The organism is Pseudomonas sp. BN606 (assembly GCF_029873115.1).
Lineage (GTDB): Bacteria > Pseudomonadota > Gammaproteobacteria > Pseudomonadales > Pseudomonadaceae > Metapseudomonas.
In genome coordinates, this window is the sequence record NZ_SSOF01000088.1 from 124,811 (window position 1) to 139,401 (window position 14,591).

At 62.3% G+C, this 14,591-nt stretch carries 15 protein-coding genes and 1 tRNA gene; 8 read left to right on the plus strand and 8 right to left on the minus strand.

Translation table 11 applies throughout. From position 1 onward, the window contains the following. Positions 1–47 precede the first annotated feature (47 nt). Entirely contained in the window at positions 48–839 is a 792-nt protein-coding gene (locus E8E75_RS28910; protein WP_120651514.1) for a crotonase/enoyl-CoA hydratase family protein, read from the minus strand. Between the two features lie 370 nt (positions 840–1,209). Between E8E75_RS28910 and E8E75_RS28915 the strand changes: the two genes are divergently transcribed. Next, positions 1,210–2,886: a DEAD/DEAH box helicase gene (locus E8E75_RS28915; protein WP_120651513.1), complete on the plus strand. Its 1,677-nt coding sequence runs from the start codon at positions 1,210–1,212 to the stop codon at positions 2,884–2,886. A 116-nt stretch (positions 2,887–3,002) separates the two neighbouring features. Here E8E75_RS28915 and E8E75_RS28920 read toward each other — a convergent pair whose 3' ends face one another. Then, the gene (locus E8E75_RS28920; protein WP_153920243.1) at positions 3,003–3,770 is read right to left on the minus strand and encodes a class III extradiol ring-cleavage dioxygenase; all 768 of its coding nucleotides are present in this window, start codon (positions 3,768–3,770) and stop codon (positions 3,003–3,005) included. 99 nt (positions 3,771–3,869) lie between these two features. Here E8E75_RS28920 and E8E75_RS28925 point away from each other — a divergent pair, with 99 nt between their 5' ends. Next, positions 3,870–4,526 (plus strand): thiopurine S-methyltransferase, encoded by a 657-nt coding sequence (locus E8E75_RS28925; RefSeq protein ID WP_120651511.1) that lies wholly within the window; start codon positions 3,870–3,872, stop codon positions 4,524–4,526. Positions 4,527–4,659: 133 nt separating this feature from the next. On the opposite strand, the gene htpX is transcribed toward E8E75_RS28925, so the two are convergent. From htpX to E8E75_RS28940, 3 genes are all read right to left on the minus strand, one after another. Continuing rightward, positions 4,660–5,532 carry a protease HtpX gene (gene htpX, locus E8E75_RS28930; protein ID WP_120651510.1) on the minus strand — a complete coding sequence of 291 codons (873 nt, stop codon included), beginning with the start codon at positions 5,530–5,532 and terminating at the stop codon, positions 4,660–4,662. Between the two features lie 87 nt (positions 5,533–5,619). Next, on the minus strand, positions 5,620–6,072 hold the full coding sequence (locus E8E75_RS28935) for a hypothetical protein (protein ID WP_120651509.1): 453 nt from the start codon (positions 6,070–6,072) through the stop codon (positions 5,620–5,622). A gap of 6 nt (positions 6,073–6,078) precedes the next feature. Continuing rightward, entirely contained in the window at positions 6,079–7,290 is a 1,212-nt protein-coding gene (locus E8E75_RS28940; protein ID WP_120651508.1) for a pyridoxal phosphate-dependent aminotransferase, read from the minus strand. Positions 7,291–7,464: 174 nt separating this feature from the next. On the opposite strand from E8E75_RS28940, the gene msrB reads away from it, so the two are divergent. The 3 genes from msrB to E8E75_RS28955 all read left to right on the plus strand — a co-directional run bounded on the left by msrB (position 7,465) and on the right by E8E75_RS28955 (position 8,922). After that, complete coding sequence (msrB, locus tag E8E75_RS28945; RefSeq protein WP_120651507.1) at positions 7,465–7,857, plus strand: peptide-methionine (R)-S-oxide reductase MsrB; 393 nt, start codon at positions 7,465–7,467, stop codon at positions 7,855–7,857. Between the two features lie 115 nt (positions 7,858–7,972). Continuing rightward, positions 7,973–8,458 (plus strand): glutathione peroxidase, encoded by a 486-nt coding sequence (locus E8E75_RS28950; RefSeq protein WP_120651506.1) that lies wholly within the window; start codon positions 7,973–7,975, stop codon positions 8,456–8,458. Further along, complete coding sequence (locus E8E75_RS28955) at positions 8,455–8,922, plus strand: MarR family transcriptional regulator (RefSeq protein WP_153920245.1); 468 nt, start codon at positions 8,455–8,457, stop codon at positions 8,920–8,922. Before E8E75_RS28950 ends, E8E75_RS28955 begins: the two co-directional genes overlap by 4 nt. On the opposite strand, the gene E8E75_RS28960 is transcribed toward E8E75_RS28955, so the two are convergent. Continuing rightward, complete coding sequence (locus E8E75_RS28960; protein WP_120655219.1) at positions 8,903–11,230, minus strand: response regulator; 2,328 nt, start codon at positions 11,228–11,230, stop codon at positions 8,903–8,905. The two genes, E8E75_RS28955 and E8E75_RS28960, sit on opposite strands and share 20 nt — an antisense overlap. A 98-nt stretch (positions 11,231–11,328) precedes the next feature. Between E8E75_RS28960 and E8E75_RS28965 the strand changes: the two genes are divergently transcribed. Further along, positions 11,329–12,219: an ATP-binding protein gene (locus E8E75_RS28965; protein WP_280360090.1), complete on the plus strand. Its 891-nt coding sequence runs from the start codon at positions 11,329–11,331 to the stop codon at positions 12,217–12,219. Beyond that, the gene (locus E8E75_RS28970; RefSeq protein WP_120651503.1) at positions 12,216–12,698 is read left to right on the plus strand and encodes a GAF domain-containing protein; all 483 of its coding nucleotides are present in this window, start codon (positions 12,216–12,218) and stop codon (positions 12,696–12,698) included. Before E8E75_RS28965 ends, E8E75_RS28970 begins: the two co-directional genes overlap by 4 nt. 64 nt (positions 12,699–12,762) lie before the next feature. On the opposite strand, the gene E8E75_RS28975 is transcribed toward E8E75_RS28970, so the two are convergent. Together E8E75_RS28975 and E8E75_RS28980 are read right to left on the minus strand one after the other, a co-directional pair. After that, positions 12,763–13,425, minus strand: coding sequence for a glutathione S-transferase family protein (locus tag E8E75_RS28975; protein ID WP_120651502.1), 663 nt, complete (start codon positions 13,423–13,425; stop codon positions 12,763–12,765). 23 nt (positions 13,426–13,448) lie between these two features. Further along, positions 13,449–14,219, minus strand: a complete 771-nt coding sequence (locus E8E75_RS28980; RefSeq protein ID WP_120651501.1) for a hypothetical protein — start codon at positions 14,217–14,219, stop codon at positions 13,449–13,451. Between the two features lie 229 nt (positions 14,220–14,448). Here E8E75_RS28980 and E8E75_RS28985 point away from each other — a divergent pair. Then, a tRNA-Glu gene (locus E8E75_RS28985) sits at positions 14,449–14,524 on the plus strand. Positions 14,525–14,591 lie beyond the last annotated feature (67 nt).

Sequence of the window (14,591 nt, forward strand, 5' to 3'; positions counted from 1 at the left end):
CCCAGGCACGATCCTTCGCGAGCAAGCTCGCTCCTGCAGAATGTTGGTTATTTCCCCTTGAATTTCCCCTCCCGCTTTTCCAGCATCGCGCGCAGGCCTTCCTTGGCATCCTCGGTGGCCAGGAGTTGTTGTGCCGTGGCCTGAAGAGCGGCGGCCGCTAATTTCTCGCCGTCATCCAGAGTCTGGTGCGCCGACGCCAGGGTGGCACGGATGCCTAGTGGCGCCTGGGCCGCCACGCGCTCGGCGAGCCAGATGGCGCGAGGCAGCAGGTCTTCGCTGGCGAGAACTTCCTGCACAAGGCCCAGGCGATAGGCTTCGTGGGCGTCGAACTCGTCGCCGGTGAGCAGCCAGCGCATGGCGTTGCCCCAGCCAGCTATCTGGTGCAGTCGCAAGGTGGCGCCGGCGAAGGGAAAGATGCCGCGCTGTACTTCCATCTGGGCGAAGCGAGTGTTGCTGGCGCAGAGATTGATGTCGGCCGCCAGCATCAGTTCGATGCCGATGGTGTAGCAGTAGCCTTGCACCGCGACCATCAGTGGCTTGGTCAGGCGTGGGCCACCGAAGGTGCCCCAGGGGTCGATGGCGCCTGTCGGTAGCTGCCAGCCCTGCCTGAAGGTGTCACCGACACTGGCCAAGTCCAGCCCGGCGGTGAAATGCTCGCCATGGGCGAATACCAGCGCGCAGCGAGCATCGTCGTCCCGTTCGTACTCGCCCAGGGCCAGTACCAGATCATCCAGCATCGCCTGGTCGAAGGCATTGCGCTTGGGCGTGCGGTCAAGGCCGATCAGCATGATGTGGCCGCGCTTCTCACGACTGACGCGGCCGGCGGAACTGGTGGACATGGATGGCTTTCCTTTGTGGGAGTGGAAACTGGGCAGGTGGGATATAGACCCGCGTAAAGGGCTTGTCCATTGGCCCGAACCGTCTGGCGGAGCAGTTGCGGAGGTGTAGAAAAATCTGCACGCTGGCGAGATATTTCCTGTATGATGCGCGCCGGCCAACTGACGGCCCCGTTCAAGTACTGCGTTTTTTTCCGAGGCACTTTGCCTTCGGCTGCAAGTCCGCGCAGCGGACTACCCTTGACGATTCATCCATTCCCAATAAAGCGATCACGCAAATTCTCTACCAGGCTGCCAGGGTGACCCACAAGGTCCTTCACGGCATGTGCAGCCATGGAACAAGGGTCTTTGCGGATGCACACGAGGCAGACCCATGACCCAGGAAATCGGCACTTTCGCCGCGCTCGGCATTCATCCCAACGTACTAGCTGCTATTGCCGCGGTTGGCTATGAAGAGCCGTCCCCCATCCAGGCCCAATCGATTCCGGTAATCCTTGCCGGTCACGACATGATTGGCCAGGCCCAGACCGGTACCGGCAAGACTGCAGCCTTCGCGCTGCCGATCCTGTCGCGCATCGATCCGGCCAAACGAGAGCCGCAGGCGCTGATCCTGGCACCGACCCGCGAGCTCGCACTGCAAGTTGCCACCGCTTTCGAAACCTACGCCAAGCAGATGCCAGGCCTGAACGTGGTCGCCGTATACGGCGGCGCGCCCATGGGGCCGCAACTCAAGGCCCTGCGCCAGGGTGCCCAGGTAATCGTGGCTACCCCCGGCCGTCTGTGCGACCACCTGCGTCGCGATGACAAGATGCTCGCCACCGTGCAGCAACTGGTGCTGGACGAAGCGGATGAAATGCTCAAGCTCGGCTTCATGGACGACCTCGAAGTAATCTTCGAAGCACTCCCGGAAAGCCGCCAGAGCGTGCTGTTCTCCGCGACCCTGCCGCCGTCGATCCGTTCCATCGCCGAGCGTCACCTGCAGAACCCGCAACACGTCAAGATCGCCGCCAAGACCCAGACCGTGGCGCGCATCGAGCAGGCTCACCTGATGGTCCACGCGGACCAGAAGACCGCAGCCGTCCTGCGTCTGCTGGAAGTCGAGGAGTTCGACGCGCTTATCGCCTTCGTGCGTACCAAGCAGGCCACCCTGGACCTGGCCAGCGCGCTGGAAGCCAAGGGCTACAAAGCCGCCGCGCTGAACGGTGACATCGCTCAGAACCAGCGTGAGCGGGTGATCGAGTCGCTGAAGGATGGCCGTCTGGACATCGTGGTCGCCACCGACGTTGCCGCTCGCGGTATCGACGTGCCGCGCATCACCCACGTGTTCAACGTGGACATGCCCTACGATCCGGAATCCTACGTGCACCGTATCGGCCGTACCGGCCGAGCCGGCCGTGACGGTCGCGCGCTGCTGCTGGTGACCCCGCGCGAGCGCCGCATGCTGCAAGTGATCGAGCGTGTGACTGGCCAGAAGGTCGCTGAAGTGCGCCTGCCCAACGCCCAACAGGTTCTGGACGCGCGCATCAAGAAGCTCACCACCAGCCTCAATCCGCTTGTGGCCGATGCTGAAGCCAGCCACGGCGAGCTGCTTGATCGCCTGATCGCCGATATCGGTTGCAGCCCGCGAGCCCTGGCCTCGGCGCTGCTGCGCAAGGCCACCAATGGCCAGGCGCTCAACCTTGCCGACGTCGAGCGTGAGCAACCTCTGGTGCCGAGCTCCCAGCCGCGTGAGCGTCGCGAGCGTGACGGTGGCGAGCGTAGTGAGCGTGGTGAGTACCGCGAGCGCCGTGCGCCCATGCCGCTGGCCGAAGGCCGTGTGCGTTGCCGTACCGCCCTGGGTACTCGCGACGGCATCGCCGCGAAGAACCTGCTGGGTGCCATCCTCAATGAGGGCGGCATTGCCCGCGACGCCATCGGTCGCATTCAGATCCGCGAAACCTTCAGTCTGATCGAACTGCCGGAAGAAGGCCTCGATCGCCTTCTGGGCAAGCTGAAGGACACGCGAGTCGCCGGCAAGCAGCTGAAGCTGCGTCGCTATCGCGAAGATTGATTCGCATAGCCGTAAACAGGAAAGCCCCGCATTAGCGGGGCTTTTTTGTGTCCGTTGTTGAGTTATCGATTCTATTTAGGGGCGAATTCATTCGCCCCTAAACAGAGCATCGCCGTTCAGTCGAACCGATAGATATCCATCCCTAGGGCTCCCAGCGTGAAGCCGCTGTGCACCAGGCCGAAGCGGTCGCCAGCGCCTCGGGCGAAATAGAGCGGCAGCAGGTGCTCGTCCCGTGGGTGGTTGCGTGCGGCATGGGGCGCCAGTCTACGGTAGTCATGCAAGGCTGCTTCATCGTCGGCTGCGAGGTGCGCCACCATCCAGTCGCGGAATTCCTTTGCCCAGGGCTTGATAGCTTCGGGGCCTGCATGCCAGTCCAGTTCGCCCAGGTTGTGGGTGATGCTGCCAGAGCCAATCAGCAGGATTCCGCGTTGGCGCAGGTCTGCCAGTGCATGGCCGACGCGAGTCTGAAAGGCAGGGCCAAGACGGCTCGGCAATGACAGCTGGACCACCGGAATAGCGGCATCCGGATACATCAACGACAGTGGGACCCAGGTGCCATGGTCGAAGGGGCGTTCCGCGTCGATGCCAGCAGGGAGAGCGGCCTCGGTCAGCAGGCCGGCGATTTCTTCGGCCAGCTCGGGCGCTCCGGGCGCTGGGTATTGCACGGCGTAGAGCGGCGGTGGAAAGCCGTAGAAGTCGTGCCAGGTTTCCGGGTGCGCAGCGCCGCTCAACAGCAGCTGATTGCTTTCCCAGTGGGCGGAAACCACCAGGATCGCCTTGGGGCGGGGCAGCGCGTCAGCCAGGGCTTTGAGTGCAGGGCCGCTTTCGCCGGGCTCCAGGGCGAGCATGGGGGAGCCGTGGGAGATGTAGAGGCTGGGTAGCATTTCGGAATTCCTCCGGTAGGATTCCGGCATCATCCGGGCTGGATATATCGATATCCAGCATAAATATTTGAGCGATTTGATCGAATTGATGGAGGTTTCATGGACGAGCAGTTCTGGCAGTCGCGCTGGGCGCAGAATCAGATCGGTTTCCACCTGCGCGAGATCAATCCCTATCTCGAGCGCTACTGGCCGAAGCTGGGTCTGGCGCAGGGTTGCCAGGTGCTGGTGCCGCTTTGTGGTAAGACCCTGGACCTGGTCTGGCTGGCAGGGCAGGGCCACAAAGTGCTGGGTGTCGAGCTGGCCGAGCGTGCGGTGGAGGATTTCTTTACCGAGCAGGGGCTGACCCCCGATGTATCGCAACAGGGCGCGCTGCGCCGCTATAGCATGGGTGACATCGAGATTCTCCAGGGTGACTTCTTCGCCGTCACCGCTGCTGATGTCGCCGATTGTCAGGCACTCTACGATCGCGCTGCGCTGATTGCGCTGCCGCCCTCGATGCGTGATGACTATATGGCGCACCTGCATCGCATCCTGCCCGCGCGCTGTGACGGACTGATGGTGACGCTGGACTACGAGCAGGCGCGCCTCGAGGGTCCGCCGTTCTCGGTGCCCGAATCCGAAGTGCGCAGGCATCTGGCGGCGAGCTGGGAGGTGGAGATGCTGGAGCGCAACGACGTGCTGGAGAAGAACTGGAAGTTCGCCTCTCGCGGGCTTGATAGCCTGCATGAACCGGTGTTCCGTCTGAGACGCAGATAACCTTTCGCTGCGTGTTCACGTTGGGGCACGAAATGCTGGCCTTCGCTAAGCCCAGCCACAACCTTCGGTTCGGAGCCAGCCCGCAGGCAAAAAAAGGGCGGCCAATTGGCCGCCCAAGTCAGTGTGATTCGTTTCAGCCGCGGCGGCGCAGGGCCTCGATGCGGTCTTCCAGCGGCGGGTGGCTCATCAGCAGGCCGGCGAGGCCATGCTTCAGGCCGCCGTTGATGCCGAAGGCAGTCAGGCTGTCAGGCATTTGTACCGGCACGCCTTGCTCGGCGCGCAGGCGCTGCAGGGCTCCGATCATCGCGTTGGTGCCGGCCAGGTTGGCGCCGGCTTCATCGGCGCGGAATTCGCGGCGGCGCGAGAACCACATGACGATGATGCTGGCGAGGATGCCCAGGACCAGTTCAGCGAAGATGGTGGCGATGAAGTAGCCGATGCCCGGACCTTCCTCGTTCTTCAGGATCACCTTGTCGACGAAGTTGCCGAAGATGCGCGCGAAGAACATCACGAAGGTGTTCACCACTCCTTGGATCAGTGCCAGGGTGACCATGTCGCCATTGGCGACGTGACCGATCTCGTGGGCCAGCACGGCCTTCACTTCGTCGGGGGAGAATCGCTCCAGCAGGCCTTGGCTCACGGCCACCAGCGCGTCGTTCTTGTTCCAGCCGGTGGCGAACGCGTTCGCTTCGTATGCGGGGAATATGCCGACTTCCGGCATCTTGATGCCGGCTTCGCGGGACAGTTGTTCGACGGTCTGCAGCAGCCACTGTTCGTGGCGAGTGCGCGGCTGGGTGATGATTTCAGTGCCGGTGCTCATTTTCGCCATCCACTTGGAGATGAACAGCGAAACCAGCGAGCCGGCGAAACCGAACACGGCGCAGAAGACCAGCAGGCTGCCGTAGTTCTGGCCGGTGAAACGGTCTACGCCCAGCAGTTTCAGCGTGATGCTGGCAATCACCAGGACTGCAAGGTTTGTGGCCAGGAACAACAGAATGCGCATCATGATTGGAACAATCTCCTCACGGCGGAAAGCGGTTTGGTATGCGGGGTATATAAGGGGCGGCCCTGGCGTATTCAACCGGGGACTATTTCAAACTATGTCGCCTGAAGCCTTCGCACTGCTATCGAAGATTAGCCGAGTCAGGTGCACGAGGCGTTCGCTGTCGGAACTGCGGAGTGCCTCGCGCAATTGCTGCGCAAGGCTGGCACGGACCCGCAGGATGCTGATCGGCAGGTTTTCCGCATTGTCCAGCGCGTCGGGCAGGGCGCGGGAGAGCCGAAGAAAGCCTTTCTCGGTGAGCACCGCCTGGTCCAGCGCTTCGAAGTGAATGGTGCTGTCGAAGCGCAGGTAACCCTCATCCGCGAGCCAGAGGAGGGCGCCCAGGCAGCTTTCGTGGCGCTTGCTGGGCAGGCCGAATTCATCCGGCTCGGATGGGCCGATCAGGTCTTCCACATAGAGCGCGACCCGCCTTGGAAAGGCCTGATACAGCTGTAGCAGGCCGGTGGCGCAGTCCTTGTAGAAGTCGTCGATCTGCAAGTCCATGGGACGTTACTGACGGTAGGACTTGAGGAAGCTGCCGATACGGCCGATCGCCTGCTCCAGGTCGTCGACGCGGGGCAGGGTGACCACGCGGAAGTGGTCGGGCCACGGCCAGTTGAAGGCAGTGCCCTGGACGATCAGCAGCTTCTCGGAGAGCAGCAGGTCGAGAACGAACTTCTCGTCGTTGTGGATCGGGCAGACCTTGGGGTCGATCTTCGGGAAGGCGTAGAGCGCGCCCATGGGTTTCACGCAGCTGACACCGGGGATGTCATTGAGCAGCTCCCAGGCACGGTTGCGCTGTTCCAGCAGGCGGCCGTTAGGCAAAACCAGGTCATTGATGCTCTGGTAGCCGCCGAGTGCGGTCTGGATCGCGTGCTGGCTCGGCACATTGGCGCACAGGCGCATGTTGGCGAGGATGTCGATTCCTTCGATGTAGCTCTGGGCTTTCTGCTTCGGGCCAGAGATGGCCACCCAGCCAGAACGGAAGCCGGCCACGCGGTAGGACTTGGACAGGCCGTTGAAGGTCAGGCAGAGCACGTCCGGCGCCAGGGAGGCGGTGGAGATATGAACCGCTTCGTCGTAGAGGATCTTGTCGTAGATCTCGTCGGAGAAGACCACCAGGTTGTGCTGGCGCGCCAGTTCCACCATGCCCTCGAGGACTTCCTTCGAATACACGGCGCCAGTGGGGTTGTTCGGGTTGATGATCACCATGGCCTTGGTGTTCGGGGTGATCTTGGCCTTGATGTCATCCAGGTCCGGCCACCAGTTGGCCTGCTCGTCGCACAGGTAATGCACCGGCTTGCCACCGGCGAGGCTCACCGAGGCAGTCCAGAGCGGATAGTCGGGCGCCGGGATCAGGACCTCGTCACCGTTGTTCAGCAGTGCCTGCATACACATCACAATCAGCTCGGACACGCCATTGCCGAGGTAGATGTCCTCGATGCCGATGCCTTCCACCTGCTTCTGCTGGTAGTACTGCATCACGGCCTTGCGCGCACTGAACAGGCCCTTGGAGTCGCTGTAGCCCTGGGCGGTCGGCAGGTTGCGGATCACGTCCTGGAGGATTTCCTCCGGGGCTTCGAAACCGAACGGCGCCGGGTTGCCGATGTTCAGCTTGAGGATGCGGTGGCCTTCCTCTTCCAGGCGTTTGGCGTGCTTGAGCACCGGTCCGCGAATGTCGTAGCAGACGTTGGCGAGCTTGTTCGATTTGCTGACCTGCATGATGCGTAACTGTCCCGAGGTGAAAAGAGTCGCGCGAGGCGACGGGGATCGATGCGCCTTGGCAGCCTGTAACGCCGCTGCCAGACTGGCGTCTGATGAATCGCGCATGATACGTGCGGCCCGTTGACCCGAAAAGGTCGGGACCGGGCTTTTTTAACACTGCCGAGGACTGTCATGGACAAGCTTGAGAAACCCCTGGAAAGCTGGCGCGAGGAGCTTTCCGAAACCCAGTTCCACGTTTGCCGCCTGGGTGGCACCGAGCGTGCATTCACTGGCGAGTACTACGCCACCAAGACCCCGGGCATCTATCACTGCTCCTGCTGCGGCGAGGCGCTGTTCGACTCCGATGCGAAGTACGACTCCGGAAGCGGTTGGCCGAGTTACTTCCAGCCGGTGAGCAAGGACGTCATCACCGAGCGCGAGGATTTCAGCCACGGCATGCATCGCATCGAAGTGCGCTGTGCCCGCTGCGATTCCCATCTGGGACACGTCTTTCCCGATGGTCCGCGACCCACTGGCATGCGTTACTGCATCAATTCGGTGTCGCTGAAGCTCGAGCCACGCTGAGCGCTCATCTGGAAAGGCTCGCCATCTAGCGGGCCTTTTCATAGCAAAAATAAATTGCACGCAATTTAATTGAGAGCTACTTTTTGCTGGATTTCTTCCTGAGCAGGTTCCAACCATGAGCGACAAGATTCTCGATATCCCCGTTACCACCATCAAAGGCGAGCAGAAGACCCTTTCGGACTTCGGCGGCAAGGCGCTGCTGGTGGTCAATACCGCAAGCAAGTGCGGCTTCACCCCGCAATACAAAGGCCTGGAAAACCTCTGGCAGCAGTACAAGGACAGGGGGCTGGTAGTGCTGGGCTTCCCCTGCAACCAGTTCGGTAAGCAGGAGCCGGGTGACGAAGGCGCCATCAGTGAGTTCTGCGAGCTGAACTTCGGCGTCAGCTTCCCGCTGTTCAAGAAGATCGACGTGAACGGCTCGAATGCCCACCCGCTCTATGTGCAACTGAAGAAGCGTGCGCCTGGCCTACTGGGTAGCCAGGGCATCAAATGGAACTTCACCAAGTTCCTGATCAGCCAGGATGGCCAACTGATCAAGCGCTTCGCGCCGACCACCAAGCCGGAAGAGATCAGCACCGAGATCGAAGCCCTGCTGAAATGAACGCACCATCGATCGAGCCCGAGCTCCTGCTGGACAACCAGCTGTGCTTCAAACTCTACGCAGCGTCCCGTGCGGTGATCCGCGGATACCGGCCGCTGCTGGAGTCCCTTGGCCTGACCTACCCGCAGTACCTGGCCATGCTAGTGCTTTGGGAGTGGCACGCACGTCCGCCCGAGCAGCCCACGGTCAAGGCTCTTGGCGAGCGTTTGTTGCTGGATTCGGGCACCCTCACGCCGTTGCTCAAGCGCCTGGAGCAGCTCGGTCTCGTGCGTCGTCGTCGTGCGGCTCATGACGAACGTGAAGTGCACCTGGCGTTGACGGAGGAGGGGATTGCCTTGCGGGAGAAGGTGATGCCCCTGCGCGATGAGCTGATCTGCTCCAGTGGTCTGGATCTCAATGAGATGGCGGAATTGCGTGCGCGTCTCGGCGAGTTGCTGGGTCAGCTCATGGGGTTGCCTGGGTAGCCGGCAACCACGTGTCGAGCAGGGCAACCAGCTCTTCGCGGCGGAAGGGCTTGGCCAGATAGTCGTCCATGCCGGCGGCGCGGCAGCGTTCGCGCTCGTCCGGCAGGGCGTTGGCGGTCAGGGCTATGATCGGCAGGTCGTGCCAGCGCCCGCTCTGGCGAATACGCCGGGTGGCTTCGTAGCCATCCATCACCGGCATGTTGCAGTCCATTAGTACCAGGTCGACGGTCGTTTGCTCCAGGCGGCTCAGTGCCTCGGCTCCGTGGCCCGCCAGCAATACCTCGCAGCCCAGTTTGGCCAGCATGCCCTTGGCCACGAGCTGGTTCACCGCGTTGTCTTCCACCAGCAGAACGCGTGCATGGCGAAGCTGCGGCTCTTCCGCTTGTGCGGCAATGGCCGGCGCATCCTCCGGGAGTTTCAGCAGTACCCGTTGCAGCGCCTGGTGCAACGCCGCGCGTGACAAGGGACGCGCCAGTTGATGCAGCGGCGTCAGGGTCGCGGCCCGCGGCGGTGGCAGGAAACTGCCGTAGCCGGTTACCAGCAGGATCGGAATCTGCGCGCTACGGCGTACATGCTCCAGGCAATCTGGGTCGTCGCTGATCAGCAGGTCCGCCTGCACGTCTGCAAGGTCGGCATCTCTGTCGCGCCGCTCGAACTTCAGGCCCCAGAGCGGGAGCCAGATGCCCAGCAATTCCGCCAGGCCGCTCTTCGCGCCGCACAGGGCGACGACTTTGCCTTGCATGGGCGAGCGTGGCTCAGCCGGGCTGTGCTCCACCAGCGGCAGCTCGGCACTGAACATGCTACCCACGCCTTCTTGTGATTTGACGTCCAGTTGCCCTTGCATGGCTTCGCAGAGATGGCGGGTCAGCGCCAGGCCCAGGCCCGTGCCGCCGAATTGCCGGGTAATGCCGGCGCTACCTTGTGAAAAGGGCTGGAACAGCTTGGGCAGGGCTTCGGCGGAGATGCCGATGCCCGTGTCGCGCACGGTGATCAGAACGCCGCCGGGACTGGGGGCGGCGCGCAGGTCGACGCGGCCGAATCGGGTGAACTTGAGGGCGTTGGACAGAAGGTTGCTGATCACCTGGCGCACCCTTGTTGGGTCGCCGACCACCAGTGATGGGAGCTTCGGATCGATCAGACAGGTGAGTTCGACGCCGGGGGCAGTGTTCTGCGACAGGAGGTTGGCGGTGTCTTCCAGCAGCGTGCCCAGGTCGAAGGGAATCTGTTCCAGCTCCAGTTGGCCGGCTTCGAACTTGGAGAGGTCGAGGATGTCGTTGAGCAGTTCCACCAGCACGCTGCCGGAATCGTGGGCAATTTGTAGCTGGCGGCGTTGCTCGTTGTTCAGCGGACCGTCGAGGGCCAGGTCGAGCATGCCCAGCAGGCCATTGAGCGGAGTGCGGATCTCGTGGCTCATGTTGGCGAGGAAGGCGGCGCGGGCCTTGGCCATTTCCAGCGCGGTGCTGCGCGCCACCTCGAGCTCCTGGTTGTAGCGGCTGAGGCGGCTGTTGGCAGCCTTCAGCTCGGCGGTGCGTGCCGAGACGATGTCTTCCAGTTCGGCCAGGTACTGGTTCAGGCGCTGGTCCGCATCGCGCCGCTGCTGCATCTCGGTCGCCAGGCTGGCCAACTGGCGGTTGATGACTTCCACGAGCACGCCGATCTCGTCGTGCTCGTGGCCGGGCGGGTAGGGCAGCTTGGCGTCCGGCGAGGCGCGCGGGTCGCGCTCGCTGAGCCCGCGAATCAGCTCCACCAGGGGCTTGGTCAGCATGCTGTAGAAGAGCACCAGGAGGATCAGCGACAGCAGCAAGCTGCGCACGAAGCCGCTCAGCAAGGTGATCATGGCGCGGCGCAGGAAGTGGTTGCCGAAGGCGAAGGTGTCCACTTCCAGACGGAGCACGCCCAGGGTCTCATTGGGCGCGTGGACGATGTAGAGGGGGTCCTCGAACTCGCGACGTTCGCCGAACAGGTAGTCACTGAAAATGCGGAAATCGCTTTCGGCTCGTGGCCGGCCCACGCTGGCGAGCATCGCCCCGTTGTTGTCGACGATCTCGGCGCGGATCACCGCGGGCGAGCGCAGCAGGCCGAGCACCAGTTCCTGGGCCAGTTCGGCGTCGATGTTGTAGGCGATGCGCGCGGCGGGGCTGTGGGCGATTTCGAGCAGGGCTTTGATCTCGCGATCGATCGACTCGTTCTCGTTGAAGTAGTCGCTGGCGACCTGAACGATGCTGAGAACGGTACCCAGTAGGAACGCCACCAGCACCGTCAGGCTGGCCTGCTTGAACGACAGCCGTTGTGTCAGCGGAATATCCATGGGACGTGGGATTTGGCCTTGTTCCGAGGGCTTGCCAAGCATAGCCTATCCGGTCTGCCGGCAGCGCCTGAGGACTGCGGCTGAACAAGGAGTTGAACGTGGATTCCCGTCTGTTTGAGATTCTCGAGCGTGCCGATGCGGTACTGGCCCGCCTCGAACCCCTTTTACCGGTGCCTCGCCCGGTGATCGACTGGCAGAAGAGCCTGGCTGCGCGCTGGCATCGCGATGGTCGCAGTGGCTACCTGCAGCCGCTGGACGTGAGCCTGGACCTGTCTCTTGCCGACCTGATCGGTATCGACAAGCAGCGCGAGCAACTGGCCGGTAACACCCGTCAGTTCGTCGATGGCTTGCCGGCCAACCACGCGCTGCTGTGGGGCGCCCGCGGAACCGGAAAATCCTCGCTAGTGCGCGCATTGCTGGCCGAGCACGCCGGTGCCGGCCTCCGTCTGATCGAGATCGAACGTGACCACCTGGCTGACCTGCCCCGTGTGGTGGAACAGCTGGCCAACCTGCCGCAGCGCTTTGTGCTGTTCTGCGACGACCTGTCCTTCGAGGCGGGCGAGGGCGATTATCGCGTGCTGAAGAGCGTGCTGGACGGCTCCCTGGAGCGTGCCCCGGACAACGTACTGCTCTACGCCACGTCCAACCGTCGTCACCTGGTGCCGGAGAAGCAAAGCGACAATGAACATTGGCAGATGGTCGATGGCGAGTTGCATCCCAACGAGGCGGTCGAGGACAAGATTGCACTGTCAGACCGTTTTGGCCTCTGGTTGTCCTTCTATCCCTTTACCCAGGACCACTTCCTCGCCGTAGTCCGTCACTGGATCGACGTGCTGGCCGAACCCGCGGCCCTGGAGTGGGAATGGAGCGAGGAACTGGAAAAACTGGCGATTCGCTGGGCCCTTGGGCGCGGCAATCGTAACGGCCGCTGCGCCTATCAATTCGCCCGCCACTGGGTTGGGCTTGCTTTGCTGGAGTCTTCCAAATGATCGATCTGCAACAGGCCGGAAGCGGCCTTTCCGGCTATGCGCTGCTGGCCGCACAGCTGGAGTCTCTGTTGGCTGACGAGCGTGATTTCATCGCCAACAGCTCGCAGTTCTCCGCATTTCTCTTCAATGAACTGCCGGACCTGAACTGGGCGGGCTTCTACCTCAATCGTAATGAAGAGCTGGTGCTCGGCCCGTTCCAGGGCAAGGTCGCCTGTGTTCGCATTCCCTTCGGCAAGGGCGTGTGCGGCGCGGCGGCGCGTACTCGGGAAACCCAGCGGGTAGAGGATGTACACGCCTTCCCGGGGCACATTGCTTGCGACAGCGCATCCAACAGCGAGCTGGTGATTCCGCTGGTCAAGGATGGCCGCCTGATTGGCGTGCTCGATCTGGATAGCCCGAACCTGGCGCGTTTCAAGGAAGAAGACCAGGCCGGTATCGAGCAGTTGGCAGCGATTTTCCTGCGCCTGACTGATTGCTGATTGCCGTGCAATGAAAAAGCCCGGACGTGTCCGGGCTTTTTTTCGGCTTGTCGTGCTCGTGATATCAGGCGCGACCAGCAAGCTTGGCGAGGATCTTCTGTTCGCCCGGCAATACCGCTTGGACCGATTCGCGCGCGGCAAGGCGCTCATAGTGCGCCGCCAGACGCGGCCAGCGTTCGGCTTCCAGGCGTTCGCCGCCGTGCTCCATGTTGATCAATTGGGTGGCGAAGGCGAGGTCGGCCATGGTCAGCTGCTCGCCAACGAAGTATTCGGCGTCGCCCAGGGACCTTTCCAGGTAGTCGAAGTGGGGCGGCAGCTTGTCGACGAGTGCGGCTTGCACCGTGGCCTCGTCACAGGATTGGCCCATCGACGGTTTCAGCGTGCGATTGCGGAACACACCGAAGGTGGCCAGGGGCGCCAGTTCATAGTCGGAATATTTTTCCAGCCAGCGCACCCGGGCGCGTTCTTCGGCGTCACGGCCATATAGAGGTGCAAGGCCGGGGTGCTTCTCTTCCAGGTATTGGCAGATCACGCTGGAGTCGGCCAGGGTGGTGTCGCCGTCACGCAGCGCGGGAATTCGGCCCAGCGGACTCAGTTCGCGGAACCAGCTTGGCTGGCTGAACGGCGAGACTACCTCCAACTGGTAATCCAGGCCTTTCTCCAACAGATAAAGGCGAACCTTGCGCACGAAGGGGGACAGCGGGGCGCCGTAAAGGGTCAGGCTCATCGGGAGGTCCTCGTCTGAGCGAATCAGTCGTAGATGTTCTTCTTCTTCCAGGTGTCTTCGTCATCCAGTGACTTCAGACCTTCGGTGAGTTCGCTCGGTTCGTCGGCGCTGGGTTGGGCGTTCTCCAGTACAAGGGCGTTGGCTCGGGCGAGCTGCGCCTTCATCTGTTGCAGGCGATCCTGGTAACGGGCGGGGTCTGGCTGCTTCTGCAGGTACTGGACGCCTCGCTCGAAGGCGAGACGAGCCTGGCGCGGCTGGTTTTCCTGCAGGGCCTGGAGGCCTAGGTTGGTGAAGAACTCCACGTGCAGCTGCACGAGCATGTCGCGGATATCCCGGACCCGGCTCTTGGCTTCGTTGGCGGGCAGTTGGCCATCCTGGGCGGCACGGGTGATCTGGCCGTGGAGGCTTTCCAGCTGGAAACGGATTTCCTTGGCCTTGGCTTCGGTGAGGATCTTTTGCGGCGGATTGTTCACCGGGATGGACTCGCCCTGGCTGACCAGCGCGCGAAGCTGCTCCAAGCGCGTCTTGAGGGCGTTGTCGCCCTTGTCCACTTGCAGCAGGCGCTCGCTGAGCTGTAACTGCAGGCGAGTCAGCAGCAGTTTGAGGTCAGGGGAGACCATCTGGCCGGGGAGAGTTTCGGAAAGGTCTGCGCAGCGGCGGATACGGTCGCTGAGGTCGGCTTTCAGGCGGGCCTTCTCCAGCTTGCTGTTTTCCACCATATGGTTCACGTAGCCAATTACGATGAGGATGACGATACCGACAACGATCAACAGGGTGATCACGAGTGGCGACATCTGCAGGGCTCCGATGTTCTTGTAAGGTGCGGCTGAGTGTAGAGGCTTGCCTCCGGCGCTCATAGAGGCGGATCAAATTTTGAGCAGAAGTCTTTGATTTTAAAAAGTTTTTGATAGGGGGTTGACGGGTGTTCATGGCCTCCATAGAATGCGCGCCACTTCGACGCGATGCCCAGGCAGCGCAGAGAAGCCGGAAGAAGCATGAAAGCTGTTGTAAGTTCCGGGCCGCGTCCCCTTCGTCTAGTGGCCTAGGACACCGCCCTTTCACGGCGGTAACAGGGGTTCGAGTCCCCTAGGGGACGCCATATTTGCGGGAATAGCTCAGTTGGTAGAGCACGACCTTGCCAAGGTCGGGGTCGCGAGTTCGAGTCT

What these genes read in the sequence shown, in the direction of transcription:
- E8E75_RS28910 (WP_120651514.1), bottom strand. Translation starts at nt 839, where the DNA reads ATGTCCACCAGTTCCGCCGGCCGCGTCAGTCGTGAGAAGCGCGGCCAC.
- E8E75_RS28915 (WP_120651513.1), top strand. Translation starts at nt 1,210, where the DNA reads ATGACCCAGGAAATCGGCACTTTCGCCGCGCTCGGCATTCATCCCAAC.
- E8E75_RS28920 (WP_153920243.1), bottom strand. Translation starts at nt 3,770, where the DNA reads ATGCTACCCAGCCTCTACATCTCCCACGGCTCCCCCATGCTCGCCCTG.
- E8E75_RS28925 (WP_120651511.1), top strand. Translation starts at nt 3,870, where the DNA reads ATGGACGAGCAGTTCTGGCAGTCGCGCTGGGCGCAGAATCAGATCGGT.
- htpX (WP_120651510.1), bottom strand. Translation starts at nt 5,532, where the DNA reads ATGATGCGCATTCTGTTGTTCCTGGCCACAAACCTTGCAGTCCTGGTG.
- E8E75_RS28935 (WP_120651509.1), bottom strand. Translation starts at nt 6,072, where the DNA reads ATGGACTTGCAGATCGACGACTTCTACAAGGACTGCGCCACCGGCCTG.
- E8E75_RS28940 (WP_120651508.1), bottom strand. Translation starts at nt 7,290, where the DNA reads ATGCAGGTCAGCAAATCGAACAAGCTCGCCAACGTCTGCTACGACATT.
- msrB (WP_120651507.1), top strand. Translation starts at nt 7,465, where the DNA reads ATGGACAAGCTTGAGAAACCCCTGGAAAGCTGGCGCGAGGAGCTTTCC.
- E8E75_RS28950 (WP_120651506.1), top strand. Translation starts at nt 7,973, where the DNA reads ATGAGCGACAAGATTCTCGATATCCCCGTTACCACCATCAAAGGCGAG.
- E8E75_RS28955 (WP_153920245.1), top strand. Translation starts at nt 8,455, where the DNA reads ATGAACGCACCATCGATCGAGCCCGAGCTCCTGCTGGACAACCAGCTG.
- E8E75_RS28960 (WP_120655219.1), bottom strand. Translation starts at nt 11,230, where the DNA reads ATGGATATTCCGCTGACACAACGGCTGTCGTTCAAGCAGGCCAGCCTG.
- E8E75_RS28970 (WP_120651503.1), top strand. Translation starts at nt 12,216, where the DNA reads ATGATCGATCTGCAACAGGCCGGAAGCGGCCTTTCCGGCTATGCGCTG.
- E8E75_RS28975 (WP_120651502.1), bottom strand. Translation starts at nt 13,425, where the DNA reads ATGAGCCTGACCCTTTACGGCGCCCCGCTGTCCCCCTTCGTGCGCAAG.
- E8E75_RS28980 (WP_120651501.1), bottom strand. Translation starts at nt 14,219, where the DNA reads ATGTCGCCACTCGTGATCACCCTGTTGATCGTTGTCGGTATCGTCATC.